This is a genomic window from Streptomyces sp. NPDC001100, assembly GCF_053598575.1.
Genome location: NZ_JBSFKO010000016.1, coordinates 83,219 through 96,723, shown reverse-complemented (window position 1 = coordinate 96,723; position 13,505 = coordinate 83,219). Strand labels below are relative to the sequence as shown.

The 13,505-nt window shown below is 72.1% G+C and carries 15 protein-coding genes and 1 pseudogene; 7 read left to right on the top strand and 9 right to left on the bottom strand.

The window, feature by feature from the left end; genetic code table 11:
* Nucleotides 1-86 precede the first annotated feature (86 nt).
* The 4 genes from ACWDEW_RS23920 to ACWDEW_RS23905 all read left to right on the top strand — a co-directional run bounded on the left by ACWDEW_RS23920 (nucleotide 87) and on the right by ACWDEW_RS23905 (nucleotide 4,839).
* Nucleotides 87-791 (top strand): LAETG motif-containing sortase-dependent surface protein, encoded by a 705-nt coding sequence (locus ACWDEW_RS23920; RefSeq protein WP_450514962.1) that lies wholly within the window; start codon nucleotides 87-89, stop codon nucleotides 789-791.
* Nucleotides 792-859: 68 nt separating this feature from the next.
* A complete protein-coding gene (locus ACWDEW_RS23915; protein ID WP_450514961.1) occupies nucleotides 860-1,672 on the top strand; it encodes a class I SAM-dependent methyltransferase in 813 nt (270 codons plus the stop codon).
* 223 nt (nucleotides 1,673-1,895) lie between these two features.
* Nucleotides 1,896-2,975, top strand: a complete 1,080-nt coding sequence (locus tag ACWDEW_RS23910) for an NlpC/P60 family protein (RefSeq protein ID WP_450514960.1) — start codon at nucleotides 1,896-1,898, stop codon at nucleotides 2,973-2,975.
* 283 nt (nucleotides 2,976-3,258) lie between these two features.
* Complete coding sequence (locus ACWDEW_RS23905; protein WP_450514959.1) at nucleotides 3,259-4,839, top strand: SpoIIE family protein phosphatase; 1,581 nt, start codon at nucleotides 3,259-3,261, stop codon at nucleotides 4,837-4,839.
* A gap of 48 nt (nucleotides 4,840-4,887) precedes the next feature.
* Here the strand turns inward: ACWDEW_RS23905 and ACWDEW_RS23900 are convergent, their stop codons facing one another.
* The 3 genes from ACWDEW_RS23900 to ACWDEW_RS23890 form a co-directional block, all read right to left on the bottom strand.
* Entirely contained in the window at nucleotides 4,888-5,223 is a 336-nt protein-coding gene (locus ACWDEW_RS23900) for a DUF2516 family protein (RefSeq protein ID WP_078532710.1), read from the bottom strand.
* A gap of 132 nt (nucleotides 5,224-5,355) precedes the next feature.
* Nucleotides 5,356-6,015, bottom strand: coding sequence for a hypothetical protein (locus ACWDEW_RS23895; RefSeq protein WP_450514958.1), 660 nt, complete (start codon nucleotides 6,013-6,015; stop codon nucleotides 5,356-5,358).
* Between the two features lie 95 nt (nucleotides 6,016-6,110).
* Complete coding sequence (locus ACWDEW_RS23890) at nucleotides 6,111-6,557, bottom strand: helix-turn-helix domain-containing protein (RefSeq protein ID WP_381243724.1); 447 nt, start codon at nucleotides 6,555-6,557, stop codon at nucleotides 6,111-6,113.
* A gap of 363 nt (nucleotides 6,558-6,920) precedes the next feature.
* Between ACWDEW_RS23890 and ACWDEW_RS23885 the strand changes: the two genes are divergently transcribed.
* The gene (locus ACWDEW_RS23885; protein ID WP_450514957.1) at nucleotides 6,921-7,787 is read left to right on the top strand and encodes a phosphotransferase enzyme family protein; all 867 of its coding nucleotides are present in this window, start codon (nucleotides 6,921-6,923) and stop codon (nucleotides 7,785-7,787) included.
* Nucleotides 7,788-7,802: 15 nt separating this feature from the next.
* Here ACWDEW_RS23885 and ACWDEW_RS23880 read toward each other — a convergent pair whose 3' ends face one another.
* On the bottom strand, nucleotides 7,803-8,924 hold the full coding sequence (locus tag ACWDEW_RS23880; RefSeq protein ID WP_450514956.1) for an FAD-dependent oxidoreductase: 1,122 nt from the start codon (nucleotides 8,922-8,924) through the stop codon (nucleotides 7,803-7,805).
* A gap of 53 nt (nucleotides 8,925-8,977) precedes the next feature.
* On the opposite strand from ACWDEW_RS23880, the gene ACWDEW_RS23875 reads away from it, so the two are divergent.
* Nucleotides 8,978-9,670, top strand: a complete 693-nt coding sequence (locus tag ACWDEW_RS23875) for a TetR/AcrR family transcriptional regulator (protein ID WP_450514955.1) — start codon at nucleotides 8,978-8,980, stop codon at nucleotides 9,668-9,670.
* A 182-nt stretch (nucleotides 9,671-9,852) separates the two neighbouring features.
* Here the strand turns inward: ACWDEW_RS23875 and ACWDEW_RS23870 are convergent, their stop codons facing one another.
* On the bottom strand, nucleotides 9,853-10,338 hold the full coding sequence (locus ACWDEW_RS23870) for a DUF6817 domain-containing protein (protein WP_450515072.1): 486 nt from the start codon (nucleotides 10,336-10,338) through the stop codon (nucleotides 9,853-9,855).
* Between ACWDEW_RS23870 and ACWDEW_RS23865 the strand changes: the two are divergent.
* Nucleotides 10,324-10,695, top strand: a pseudogene (locus ACWDEW_RS23865) (LysR substrate-binding domain-containing protein); the annotation flags it as partial. The gene ACWDEW_RS23870 and the pseudogene ACWDEW_RS23865 sit on opposite strands and share 15 nt — an antisense overlap.
* A gap of 24 nt (nucleotides 10,696-10,719) precedes the next feature.
* Here ACWDEW_RS23865 and sigJ read toward each other — a convergent pair.
* The 4 genes from sigJ to ACWDEW_RS23845 all read right to left on the bottom strand — a co-directional run bounded on the left by sigJ (nucleotide 10,720) and on the right by ACWDEW_RS23845 (nucleotide 13,485).
* Nucleotides 10,720-11,661, bottom strand: coding sequence for an RNA polymerase sigma factor SigJ (gene sigJ, locus ACWDEW_RS23860; RefSeq protein WP_450514954.1), 942 nt, complete (start codon nucleotides 11,659-11,661; stop codon nucleotides 10,720-10,722).
* A gap of 7 nt (nucleotides 11,662-11,668) precedes the next feature.
* On the bottom strand, nucleotides 11,669-12,481 hold the full coding sequence (locus ACWDEW_RS23855; RefSeq protein ID WP_450514953.1) for an SDR family oxidoreductase: 813 nt from the start codon (nucleotides 12,479-12,481) through the stop codon (nucleotides 11,669-11,671).
* Nucleotides 12,478-12,906, bottom strand: a complete 429-nt coding sequence (locus tag ACWDEW_RS23850) for a hypothetical protein (RefSeq protein WP_450514952.1) — start codon at nucleotides 12,904-12,906, stop codon at nucleotides 12,478-12,480. Before ACWDEW_RS23850 ends, ACWDEW_RS23855 begins: the two co-directional genes overlap by 4 nt.
* A gap of 114 nt (nucleotides 12,907-13,020) precedes the next feature.
* Nucleotides 13,021-13,485 (bottom strand): N-acetyltransferase family protein, encoded by a 465-nt coding sequence (locus ACWDEW_RS23845; RefSeq protein ID WP_450514951.1) that lies wholly within the window; start codon nucleotides 13,483-13,485, stop codon nucleotides 13,021-13,023.
* Nucleotides 13,486-13,505: the final 20 nt, after the last annotated feature.

Below are 13,505 nucleotides of genomic sequence, written 5' to 3'. Positions count from 1 at the left end.
TTGACAGCGAGGTCACAGGGCTTGTAGACGTGTCGGGCGCTCGGACTCTTCGACGTGGTCCCGGGCCCTTCGACCTAAGGACAAGCGTGTCCCTCTCCCCCCGTGCCGCCAGAGCGGCCCGTGTCATAGGCACCTCGACCGCCGCGGCCGCGCTCTCCCTCGCCGCCGCCCACACCGCGCTCGCCTGCAGCATCAGCGACTTCACCGCTGTCCCGCTCTGCGACGCCCAGGGCAACGGCGTCATCCGCGTCACGGACAAGGACGCGAGCGGGACTCCGGCCACGATCAGCCTGCACCTCGAACTGAACATCCCCGATTCGGGTCAGGAGCGGGACGCCGGCACCCAGACCATCGCGCACCCGACCGCCGACGGCGTCAGCGTCGACTTCAAGATCGACGAATGGCATGCCGGCGTAACCTTCCGGGTCCACGTCAAGGCGGGCGACCAGGTCGACGACGACATCACGCCGATGGTGGTCATCCCGGACGTGACGTGCGGCGCCTCCGCGTCCACGTCCGCGTCCGCCTCTACGTCCTCATCGGCCCAGCCCTCGACCTCGCCGGGACCGTCCTCCAGCCCCTCTGCCTCGTCCCCCTCCGCCACGGAGAGCAGCAGCCCCGTGCCCGCGGCGAGCAGCGCCCCGTCGCCTGCGGGCGGTGGCACCCATCTCGCCGAGACCGGTGCCGGCAACGGGACCATCGCGTTCGCGGGCACCGCGGCCGCCCTGGTCGCGGCGGGCGGCGGCATCGTCGTCGCCCTGCGCCGCAGGGCGGACCGCGGCTCGCGCTGATCCGACCCGGGGGGGTGGGTGCCGTTGCGCACCCGTCGCCGCGACTCCGCCCGCCTACCCTCGTACGTATGACAGCCCGCGCAGCCTCCCGCCCGGTAGGAACAGTGACGCGCGGCACGACCAACCCCAACCGCCTGCGCCGCATGGACCGCTGGATCGTGGCGACGCACGGGGCGGAGCTGCGGCGGGCCGACCAGCCCCTCGCCGTCGACCTCGGGTACGGCGCCGCGCCCTGGACCGCCGTAGAACTGCTCGCGCGCCTCCGTACCGTCGCCCCGCACGCGCGCGTGGTCGGTGTCGAGATCGAACCGGCGCGGGTCGCGGCGGCCCTGCCGTACGAGCGGGAGGGGCTGGTGTTCCGGCACGGCGGGTTCGAGATCCCCGTACCGCAGCGGCCGTCGCTGATCCGCGCGGCGAACGTGCTGCGGCAGTACGACGAGGCGCAGGTCGCCGAGGTGTGGGCGCGGCTGTGCGGGCGGCTCGCGCCGGCGGGCGGGAGCTCCCGGGGCGGGCTGTTGGTCGAGGGGACCTGTGACGAGATCGGGCGGCGGCACGTGTGGGTCGCGCTCGGTCCCGAGGGACCGCGGACGGTCACCTTCGCGGCGCGGCTCGGTTCCCTGGAGCGGCCGTCCGACCTCGCCGAACGGCTTCCCAAGGCCCTCATCCACCGCAATGTGCCCGGCGAACCGGTGCACGCCTTCCTCCGCGACTTCGACCGCGCCTGGGCCGCCGCCGCGCCCTACGCCTCCTACGGCGCCCGGCAGCGCTGGATCCGCGCGGTGCGCGACCTCACCGCCGACTGGCCGGTGGTGGACGGTCCGGTGCGGTGGCGGCAGGGCGAAGTGACCGTGGAATGGGGGGCCTTGGCCCCGCTGGGGTGAACGGGCGGCCTGCGGGGGAACGATCCCCGTCGGCCGTTCGTCACATGGGCGGGGAGATCGCCGCAACCGGTCGTGCCAGGTCACGGCCGGTCATGACCTGGAAGGAAAGGGGTGAAGTACGGGTAGTACTGCCTCTGTCGTTTTCTGTTCGGACATGGCACGATCCCCCAGGCGTCCGTAAGTTACTGACGGTCAATCAGATGTGGGATGTGGGGGCAGGGGTATGGGAGCGGGCAGGCGAGCCCTGATCACGACGGCCGTCACGGTCGTCTGCGCGGTCACCGTCCTGGCGGCCCCCGGTATCGCCTTCGCGAGCCCGTCGCCCACGCCGGCTCCGTCGACCACCGCGTCCCCGACCCCCGTGACCAACAAGGACCTTGAGGCCGTACGCGCCAAGCTCGACGACCTCTATCACGACGCCGCCGTCGCCACCGACGCCTACAACGCGGCCGAGGAGCAGGCGCAGAAGCAGTCCGCGCAGATCGTCGAACTGGCCAAGAAGATCGTCAAGGGCCAGGAGAAACTGGACGAGTTGAAGGACCGCGCCGGTGCCGCGGCCCGCTCCCAGTACCGCACGGGCGGGCTCCCGGACGAGGCGCAGCTGATCCTGAGCGACAACCCGCAGGCCTTCCTCGACGGTGCCGGTCGGATACTCCAGGGCCAGCGCGCCACCAAGGGCCTGATCGCCGAACTGACCCGTACCCAGGACGACTTGAAGCAGTACACCGCCGACGCCTCCGCCCAGTGGCAGTTGCTGGAGAAGAACCGCCAGGCCAAGGCCGCGGCCAAGAAGACGGTCACCACCCAGATCGCGGCGGCCGAGAAGCTGGAGTCCCGGCTGGAGAAGCAGGAGAAGGAACGCCTGGCCAAGCTGGAGCAGCAGGCCGCGCTGAAGGCACAGACCGCCTGGCTCGACTCCGGCGTCCTCAAGGACATCAGCGGCAAGGCGTCCGCCCAGGGCAAGGCGGCGGTGGCGTACGCGACGGCCCAGCTCGGCAAGCCGTACGAGTGGGGCGCCGAGGGCCCGAAGTCGTACGACTGCTCGGGGCTGACCTCACAGGCCTGGGCGAGCGCCGGCGACCCGATCCCGCGCACCTCGCAGGAGCAGTGGAAACAGCTGCCGCACGTGGACGTCAAGGACATGCGCCCCGGCGACCTGATCATCTACTTCGACGACGCCAGCCATGTCGCGATGTACATCGGCGACGGCGCGATCATCCACGCTCCGCGGCCCGGGCGTACGGTGACGATCGCGGGGGCCGGATCGATGCCGATATTGGGTGTTGTGCGACCGGATGCGTGATGTGCCCGTCCGGTAGGGGCGGTTTCGACCGGTGACCCGAGCCACGTGACCCAGCACACGCACCACCCGCCCCAAACCCCGGCCCGGCGTGACCTTCGTCATCCCGGCCCCACCACCGTCCTGCCCAACTGCGGTACGGAACACGGCATATGACTGTGGCCGCCTGCCAGGCGACCTGCCTCACACCATTCCTTTCCGGCGCCCACTACCGCTATGGTCCCGGTCGGTGGGTCGAGGTCCCTCGCCCCGCCGCGCCCTCGGGGGGAGGGAAGGAAACAGGACGATGCCCGCACCCATACCGCGGCAGAGAGCGATCCCGGCCGCGGAAAGTGGTCAGGCGCCGGCCGCACCCACGATCGGCGACACCCCGGGAGACACGTCCGGGGCCACCTCCGGGGACGGCTTTGGAGCCACCTCCGGGGTCGGCTTTGGGGCCAGCTCCGGGGTTGCACCCGGGGACGCCTCCGAGGTCACTTCCGGGGCTGCGCCCGGGAACGGCTCCGGCGACGCGCCCGACGTCGCTTCCGGCGAGACGTCCGGAACCGCGTCCGGCGAGACGTCGGGGAGCGCTTCCGAAGGCCGGGAAGCCCCGCGCCCGGAGACCCCGCGCACGCAGAACACGGCCGACGACGGCACGGTCACCGGCGCTGACGCCGCGCACCGCACCGGTTCCGGCGGTCCCGCCGGTCATCTCACCCTGCTGATGATCGAGGACGACCCCGGCGGCTCGCCGATCGTGCCCGAGCTGCTCGACCCGACCGGCAAGCCGATCCGGGTCCGCACCGCCCGCAACCTCACCGAGGCCGAGCGGCTGCTCACCGACGACGTCCACTGCATCCTGCTCGACCTCGCGCTGCCCGCCCCCGGCCGGGCCGCGGACGGCGCCGACGACGAGCTGGCCGTGCTCAGGCACGTGCTGAGGATCGCGCCCCGCCACGCCGTCCTCGCGCTCACCGCGTCCGGCGACACCGAGCGCGGCGCCGAGGCGGTCCGGGTGGGCGCCCAGGACTATCTCTTCCGGGACGAGCTGGACGGCCGGCTGCTGAGCCGCGCGATCCGCTACGCGGTGGAGCGGAAACGTTCCGACAGGGCCGAGCGCAAGCTCACCGAGTCCAAGCTGCGCGCCCAGGAGAACGCCCGCCTCGAACGCGGCCTCCTGCCCACGCCCCTCCTGGAGGGCTCCGCGCTGCACTTCGCCGCCCGCTACCGCCCCGGCCGCTCCCGCGCGCTGCTCGGCGGGGACTTCTACGACACCGTGCGCACCCCCGACGGCACCGTGCACGCGATGATCGGCGACGTCTGCGGCCACGGCCCCGACGAGGCCGCGCTCGGCGTGGAGCTGCGCATCGCCTGGCGGGCGCTGACGCTGGCCGGGCTGTGCGGCGACGAGCTGCTCGGCACGCTCCAGCAGGTCCTGGAGCACGAGCGCGCCGACGACGAGATCTTCGCGACGCTCTGCACGGTGGACATCGCCCCGGACGGCCGCCGCGCGGGCCTCTGCCTGGCCGGCCACCCGTCCCCGCTGCTGGCCTGCCCCGGCCGCCCGGCCGAACTCCTCCCCTACGACAACAACGGCCCCGCCCTCGGCCTGCTCCCCGGTGCCCGCTGGCCGCGGATGCAGGTGGAGCTGGGCGCGGAGTGGAGCCTGATGCTCTACACCGACGGTCTGATCGAGGGCCGGATCGGCGAGGGCCGGCGCGAACGGCTCGGCCAGGACGGCATGGTGGCGATGGTCCGCCGCCAGCTCGCGGAGGGCCTGCGGGGTGAGGAACTGCTGCGGGCGGCGGTGAACGAGGTCCGCGACCTCAACGGCGGCGAGCTGACGGACGACGTGGCGGTGGTACTGCTGGACCGGGCGCCGTGACCCCGGCTACCTGGCCCGCCGTGACCCCGGCCACCCGGCCGTAGGGCTTCAGCGTCCGCCGTTGTACGGGCCGTAGGGGCCGTCGCTGCTGGAGCCGCCCCTGCGGCTGCGGCCACCGCCGGGGAGGCCGCGGAGGGCCGGGCGGACGTCGACCATGTACACGATCGTCGCGACGAGGCCGATGATCGGCAGGAACGACAGGATGTTGAAGATGAGGTTCACCACGAAGGCGAGCCCGAGGATGATCAGCCAGAACGGCTTGGTCTTCTTGTCCGCCGCGCGATAGGCGTCCTCGCGGCGCGTCGCGGCGTCGACGAGCGCGAAGCCGCTGAACACGATCAGGGCGGTGCTCAACAGCCACATGAACCCTGTGAAGCCCTGCATCAGCACTACGTCCACCACCAGACTCGGCTAGTCATCTACGCGGTCACCGTACCCGCAACCGGATTCCCGGTACCCGAAGAACGGGCCGGGCACTCATGGAGTGCCCGACCCGTTACCGATCACCCGTCCGTGTCACTTCGCGGGCGGCGTGGTCTTCTTCGCGGTGGTCTTGCGGGCCGGAGCCTTCTTGGCGGCGGGCTTCTTCGCCGGGGCGGGCGCGGCAGCGGCCGGGGCCGGGGCGGGCTCCTCGGCCTTCACCACGACGGGCTTGGCGACCGGCTCGGGGTCGGGCTCGACCGCGACGGCCAGCTCCTCGATCTCGTCGGCGGCCTCGCCGCGCCAGGTCTTCACGGCCTGCTCGCCGTGCTCGGCGACCTTCTCGTACGCCTCACGAGCCTTGACCGCGTACTCGGCGGCGACGCCGACACCGCGCAGCGCGAGGTCCTGGGCGGACTCGCCGAACTTCTTCAGGTCGGCGTCGAGCGTGCTGCCGAGCTTCTTGAGGTCGCCGTCGAGGCTGGTGAGGAACTCGTTGACCTTGGTCTGGAGGGTCTCCTGCGCCTCCTTGGCCTTGGCACTGGCCTCCTTGGCGCGGGCGGCGGCCTTCTCCTGCACGGCCTTCGGGTCGGTGCCGCGCACGGCGTCGATCCGGGCCGGGGCCTCGGCACGCAGCTGCTCGACCAGGCCCGGAACCTTCTTGGCCTGCTGGAGGGCGAGGTCGGCGGTGCCGGCGGCGAAGTAGAGGGGGGTGGGGTCGCTCAGGGTCTTACGCAGGTCATCGGTGATGGCCATGGTGATGGTCCTTCCCGGTTGCTATCAGCTGAGGGTTTGTGTTGCTTCCGCGCTCGGCGGACGGGCCGTGTCGTCGTCAACGGGTTGTGTCGTCGTCACCCGGCCGTCTGCTCCCGCGGGTCGGCGTCGCTGCCGTCGGCACCGTCACTCACGCCGGGACCGCTCTCCACGCCTTCGTCCCCGTCGGCGATCTCGAATCCGTTCTCCTTGCGGAAGGACTCGTAGATCTGAAGCAGCACCTGCTTCTGCCGTTCGGTGAGCGTGGGATCGGCGAGGATGACCGCACGTGTCTCGACCTCGTCCCGGTCCCGCTCGGCGTCGAGGATGCCGGCCCGCACGTACAGCGTCTCGGCGGAGATCCGCAGCGCCTTGGCGACCTGCTGCAGCACCTCCGCGCTCGGCTTGCGCAGCCCGCGCTCGATCTGGCTCAGATACGGATTGGACACCCCGGCGGCATCGGCGAGCTGCCGCAGGGACAACTGCGCGGTGCGCCGCTGTTCCCGCAGATACTCACCAAGATTGCCGACGTTGAGCGATGCCATGCCTCTACTTTGCACCACCCCTGCTAACTATTGCAAGCGCCTGCTTGCAAAAGTGCGCCACGCCACTCGCGCGGCCCACTGTGGCTGTCCTGTCTCTGCGATGTGCGGGCAGTACCGCTCTTCTGCAGGCGTGTGCGGAGGTCTTCGGGGCGGCTGTGGTCGAGTCGGTGCTCAGCGACGGCCTCCTCGTTGCCGCACAGGCCGTCGCCGAATTCCACCACCGCTTCCCTGTCCCGGCGCACGATCGCCCGGGAGGACTGCCCCGCCGACCGCCCGGTCCCTGAAAGCGCCAACTCCCGTTCCTTGTAAGCCCCGGCGACAATAATCGGCACCGCCCTGACCCACCCGTGCCAGGATGCGCGGATGGAGATCACCGACGTCACGCGTGCGACAGCGGCTGCGACTTCGGTCGCCGTGTCGCTCGGCTTGCCGGCCGACGGCGCGATCGTTCTGCACAACTCGAACAAGCTGGCCCTGCGGCTGACGCCGTGCGACGTCTTTGCCCGGGTCGCGCATGTGGGAGAAGAAGTCGCGCGGTTCGAGGTCGAGCTCGCTCAGCGGCTCGCCGAAGTCGGATGCCCGGTGTGTCCCTTGGAGCCTCGGGCGGAGCCGCGGGTGTACACGCGGGACGGCTTCGCGGTGACGCTGTGGACGTACTGCGAGCCCGTGTCGTCTCACACCGCGCCGGTCGACTACGCCAAGGCGCTGGAGCAGTTGCACGCCGGTATGCGCGAGGTCGATGTGCCTAGCCCGCGGTTCACGGACCGGATCACGGAGGCGGAGGCGGTCGTCGCCGACCCGGACCGCTCGCCGGAACTCGCCGACGCGGAACGCGTGTTCCTCGGCGGCAGGCTGGCGAACCTGCGGCGGGCGATCGAGGACCGCGGGGCCGCGGAGCAGTTGCTCCACGGCGAGCCGCATCCGGGCAATGTGCTCAGCACGACGGACGGCCCGATGTTCATCGACCTTGAGACGTGCTGCCGCGGACCCGTCGAGTTCGACCTCGCCCATGTTCCCGAGGCGGTCTGGGAGCACTACCCGAACGTCGACCAGGGGCTGCTGGACGAGTGCCGCCAGGTCGTCCTCGCGATGGTCGCCGCGTGGCGCTGGGAGCGCGGCGACCAGTTTCCGCACGGGAGGTGGTTCGGGGAGGAACTCCTGCGCGCGCTGCACGACGGTCCGCCCTGGCCGACCCTCGACACGCTGCACGAGCGACTGGGCCGCCCGTAGAAACCCTCGGGGGCGCTACGACTGCACCTCGTCGAAGACCGCGATCGCCTCGGCGGGGTCCGGGCTCACCAGGCGTTCCAGGCCGGCCGTCGTGATCTGCGCCCATTTACCGGCCCGGGTCCACATCTGTTCCTCGAAGGCGCGGACGGTCTCGTCCAGATCCGTGGTGGTGGGGGCGGTGGCGATGGACTCGGCGAGTTCGGCGCCGTCCAGCATCGCGAGGTTCGCACCGACGCCGAGCGGGGGCATCAGGTGGGCGGCGTCGCCCAGGAGTGTCACGCCGGGAGTGTGGGGCCAGGTGTGGGACACGGGGAGGACGTAGAAGGGGCGGTGGGCGAAGGCGGTGCCGCGGCGGAGGAGGTCGAGGACCGGGGTGGACCAGCCGTCGAACAGGGTCAGCAGGCTCGATCGCACGGCCTCGGCGTCGGCCAGGTCCAGGTCCTTGTGCCAGTCCAGCGGTGCGCGGAACTTGGTGTACACCTTCACGTGGCCACCGCTGTTGCGCTGCGCGACGAGGCTCCGGTTCGCGCCGTACACGGCCACGGAACCGTCACCGATCAGCCGGGCGAGGTCGGGGTGGCGGGTGTCGACGTCGTCGAGGGAGGTCTCCAGCGAGGTGACGCCGGTGTAGTGCGGCATCACCGGCGAGAGGCCCGGGCGGACCCGGGACCAGGCGCCGTCCGCACCGACGACGAGGTCGTACGTCTCCTGCCGCCCGTCCGCGAAGTGGACGAGTACGCCGTCCCGGCCCCCCGCTACCACCCGCGTCACGCCGTGCCCCCACCGGACGTCGAGCGGACCGATCAGCAGGTCACGGAGTTGCCCGCGGTCGATCTCGGGATTGGCCAGGTCGTCGGGGCGGGGCTGCCAGTCGCGCAGGACGGTTCCGTCCGGGTCCAGGATGCGCATGGCCTGCCCCTCGGGGCGCGAGAGCGCCTGGAACTCGGCCAGTAACCCCGCCTTCTCCAGGGCGAGTTGGCCCAGTTTCTCGTGCAGGTCCAGCGTGCCGCCCGGGGGACGGGCATCGGGGGCGGGATCGCGTTCGAGGACGGTGACGGGGTGGCCGTAGCGGTGCAGGACTCGGGCGAAGGTGAGGCCGGCGGGGCCGCCCCCGACTACGGCGATGCGATGTCTCATGTCGATACACTGTATTGACTCAGGGCGGCGTATCGCAACAGTACGATGCATCCATGACTGTGTGGGACCGTCCGGAGCCGCCGACCCGGCCCGTGCCGCTCGACCGGGAGCGGATCGTCGCCGCCGCCGTCGCGCTGGCCGACGAGGGCGGGCTGGAGGCGGTGTCGTTGCGCAAGGTCGCCGCCCGGCTGAACGCCGGTCCGATGCGGCTGTACGGCTTCATCTCCACCAAGGAGGAGCTGTTCGACCTCATGGTGGACGAGGTCCAGGCCGAGATCCTCCCCGAGGAGCGGCCCGGTGACTGGCGGGAGGCGCTGCACGTCCTCGCCCACCGCACCCGGCGGGCCGCCCTCCGTCACGAATGGCTGGCCGACCTGCTCGGCGGCCGTCCCAGCCTGGGCCCGAACGGCCTCGCCGTGACCGAGGCGACGCTGGCCGCCCTCGACGGTCTCGCCGACATCGACACCGTCATGCGCGCCGTGGAGACCGTCAGCGCCTACTCCACCGGCGCGATCAGACGCGAGATCGCGAACCTGCGCGCCGAGCGCGCCACGGGCCTCTCCAAGCGCGACTGGCAGCGCGCCTCCGGCCCGCACGTCACGCGCATGCTGGCCACCGGCCGCTTCCCGGCACTGGCCAAGGCCGTCCACGACGGCACGGACGTCGACGCCGGGACGTCCTTCGCGACCGGCCTGGACTGGGTCCTGGACGCGGTGGCCGCCAGACTCGACCGGCCGCCGGCGTAGCGCTCATCGGCAGCCCGCCGGGGCTGCCCGCGACGGACGGTTTGCGGCACCGGCCGCCCTGGCGGCAACTCGTCGTGGAGACCGCCAGCCGCGGACCCCGTCGCGGGCACATCGCGGGCACATCGCGGGCAACACCACCCGCCTCACGCCCGCCCAAGCCGCCCTGCGGATCGCGGAGTCCGTCACGGCGTGAGGGCCGACCGGCAGTCCGACCAGGCGGGTTGGCTCAGCAGGGGCTTGAACCGGGTGAAGAGGGCGAGGAGTTGAGGGCCCCAGCGGTCGCGGAAGGTGAAGTCGTGGCGGATCAGGTCGAGTTCGTTGGCGGCGGTGAGTTCGGCGATGTCCCGGCGGAGCTGCGGACCGGGCCGATGGAGGGCACCGGTGAAACGGTCCCGGAAGACCCCGTCGGCCTCCGCGAGCCCCGGATACGTGGCCTTCCTGTCGCACGCCCCGTAGAGATACACGATCGCCTCCGCCTCCGCACCGATCACCTCGGCGAGTCCGGCGCGGCCCGTGTCCACCGGCAACAAGGCGGTGGGGAAACCGTCGGTGCCGTAGCAGGCGTGGCACAGGCCCGCGAGTTGCAGGGCCGGGCGGGCACCCCAGCCGGCGAGGCGGTCCCGGACGCGTTGGAGGTGGGCGACGAGAGTGCCGCCCGGATGCGGGATGTCGGCGGCATCAGCCTCATCCGCCTGCCCCCGAACTCCACCTCGGGCGCCCGTCTCGACGCCGCGTTCGCCGAACTCGGCGTCCGGAGCAGCTCCGACACCGGCGTCGCCGACTGGGACACCGCCCTCCTGCTGGCCGAACTCGGCCTCGGTCACGCCGTCGTCCCCCTCCTGCCCGGCTGGCGGACACCCGGCACCGGACCGCTCCGCCTCGTCCCCCTCCCCGCTCTGCCCCCGCTCCCGGTCGGCTGGGCCGTCCGCCGCTGGGACGCCCTCACCCCGCTCGCCCGCACCTTCGCCGACACGGTCGCCCGCAGCTGCACGGAGCGGGCCGCGCACGCCCGGCGGTCCGAGTAGCGGACAGCCGCCGGCGGACAGCGGCTAGTCGACAGCATCCGCATCACCGTCGCCGTACCCCGTCCAGGCCCGCAGCTTGTCCGGGTTGACCACCAGCCACAGGTCGGTGATCAGCCCGTCGCGCACCTGCGCCGCGAGCACGGCGAAGGTCGTGCCGGCGATCCGGACCGAGACCCCGGGCATGCCGTTGACGTCCTCCTCGACGAGTTCCATCTCGGGAGCTCGGCGCATGAGGCCGAGGAAGAGGCGGGCCACCTTGTCCCGGCCGACGACCGGCCGCAGCGCGGCCCGCACCTTGCCGCCGCCGTCGCTGCGCGACTCGACGTCGGGGTCGAGCAGGGCGACGAGCGCGTCGAGGTCACCGGTCTCGCAGGCCTCGCGGAACGCGGAGACGACCCGCCCGTGCTCCTCGGCCGTGCTGGCACCGGGCGGCTTGCGGGCCAGTCGGTGGCGGGCGGACGAGGCGAGTTGGCGGCAGGCCGCCGGGGTACGGCCCACCGTCTCGGCGATCTCGGTGAACGGCAGGCCGAAGACGTCGTGCAGGACGAAGGCGACGCGTTCCGCCGGAGTCATCGAGTCCAGCAGCACGAGCATCCCCATGCTGACGGACTCGTCGAGGGTGATGCGGTCCGCGGGGTCGTCGGCGCCCGCACCGCCCGCGCTGGACCAGGTGCCGCTGTGCCGGACCGGCTCGGGCAGCCACTCCCCGGTGTAGCGCTCGCGCCGGGCCCGCGCCGAGCCGAGCTGGTCGAGGCAGATCCGCGAGGCGACCCGGGTCAGCCACGCGAGCGGCGCCTCGATCTCCCGCTGCGCCTCCTCCGACAGGGCGTACCAGCGGGCGTACGTCTCCTGTACGACGTCCTCGGCGTCCTGCACCGAACCGAGCATCCGGTACCCGAGGTTGAGCAGTCGGCGGCGCTCGGCCATGAGGGAACCGAGGGTCGGATCCTGACCCGAGTTGGGCACGGCGCGGTCATCCTTCCTGGACAGTGGGCTTCTCGACGGACCCGACGTGCTGAACATGCCGGGTGAGCCATTCGTCGAAGGTCTGACGGCCGCGCGGCCCCAACAACGCGCCCGGGAGCGGCAGTTGGCCGTCCCCGGTCATCGCCGCCCCGGTCGCGCCCGGCATCCGTACCGGCAGCAGGAGCCGGCGCTGGTGCCGGGCCCGCAGCAACCGGCGCGCCATGTCGACGAGTTGCTCGACGCGTGGCCCGGCGAGGTCGGGGGCCATGCCCCGGGCGGGGGCGAGGGCGAGGTCCACCAGGTGCCGGGCCACTTCACGGGCCGCGACCGGCTGGGTCCGCATCCGGGGCACCACGGCGACGGGCCCCGGAACCCGGTCGAGGGTCTGCGCGGCGAACTCGTGGAACTGGGTGGCGCGCAGCACCGTCCAGGGCAGCGGGCCGTTCTGCACCACGGCCTCCTGCCGGAGTTTGCCCCGGTAGTAGCCGAGGCCGACCCGGTCGATGCCGACGATGGACAGCACCACGTGATGCCGTACGCCGGCCCGTGCGCCCGCGTCGAGCAGGTGGTGCCCGACGGTGTCGAAGAACGCGACGGCCTTCTTCGCGCTGGTCGTCGTCACATTGCTGACGTCGATGACCGCGTCCACCCCCTCCAGGGCGGCATCGAGCCCGGTGCCGCCCGCGACGAGGTCCACGCCCCGCGAGCGGCTGAGCACCACCGGTTCCTGTCCGGCCGCGGCCAGCTCCTCGACCACGTACCGGCCGACCAACCCGGTCCCGCCCGCCACCGCGATCCGCATACCGTCCCGCTCCTTCACTTGCTGTCACCCCGTCGCGCCGAGAGGGCCGTCACCGGCACCAGCAGCACCGCCGCCAGCAGGACGAGCGCGGCCAGGAAGACCACGTTGAGGACCTGGTCCCGCGTCCCGTACATGTCGAGGTGCTGTACGTGATAGCTGAAGTGCAGCACGTTGAAGACCAGCCACACCGCACCCGTGGTCTGCACCAGCCTGGTGTTCCGCACCTGGCGCAGCGCGACGAGCGTCAGACAGGCCAGCGCGAGGAACATGGCTCCCGCGTCCTTGGCGAGGTGCTCGTTGTAGGGCCCCAGCTGGGGCAACCAGCTCAGTCCGAGCCCCGGGAAGTTCGCGTACCACCCCGTCGGCGAGAAATAGGCCCAGGTCCCTGTGTACAGGCTGACCACGGCCAACAGGCCGAGGCTGACGTACCGGATTCTGTTCATACGTCTACGACGACGCAGCCTCCGAGAATGTCAGGGCGGACGTCAGGGCGGACGTCCGGGCGGATGTCCGGGCGGATGTCCGGGCGGACGTCAGGGCGGATGTCAGCGCGGATGTCAGGGCCGAGGCCGGCGGGACGCCTCGCGCACCATGAACACGTCCACCGGATCCTCGCTCTCCACGGTGAACCCGTGCCGCGCGTACAGCCGCCGGGCCGGGCTCCCCCGCAGCACGTTCAGCCGCACGACGGGGACTCCGTCGCGGTCGCACCGCTCCAGCAGCTCGGCGAGCACACCTGACCCGATCCCGGCGCCCTGGAACCCCGGCGCGAGATAGAAGTGCTCCAGCCAGTGGCAGCGGGCGTCCGCGTCCGGCCGTAGCGCCACGCAGCCGGCGAACTCGCCGCCCACCTCGATCACCCAGGTGTGCCCCGGCTCGAACCCGTCCCGCAGCCGCTGCCGCACGCGGTGCGCGTCGTAGCGCCCGAGCCGTTCCAGATCGTCCCGCAGCACGACGGCACGCAGCTCGGCGACCGCCTCGACGTCCGCCGCCGACGCAGGCCGTATCTCCCAGTCCGCCATGATCACCACGGTAGCGCGGG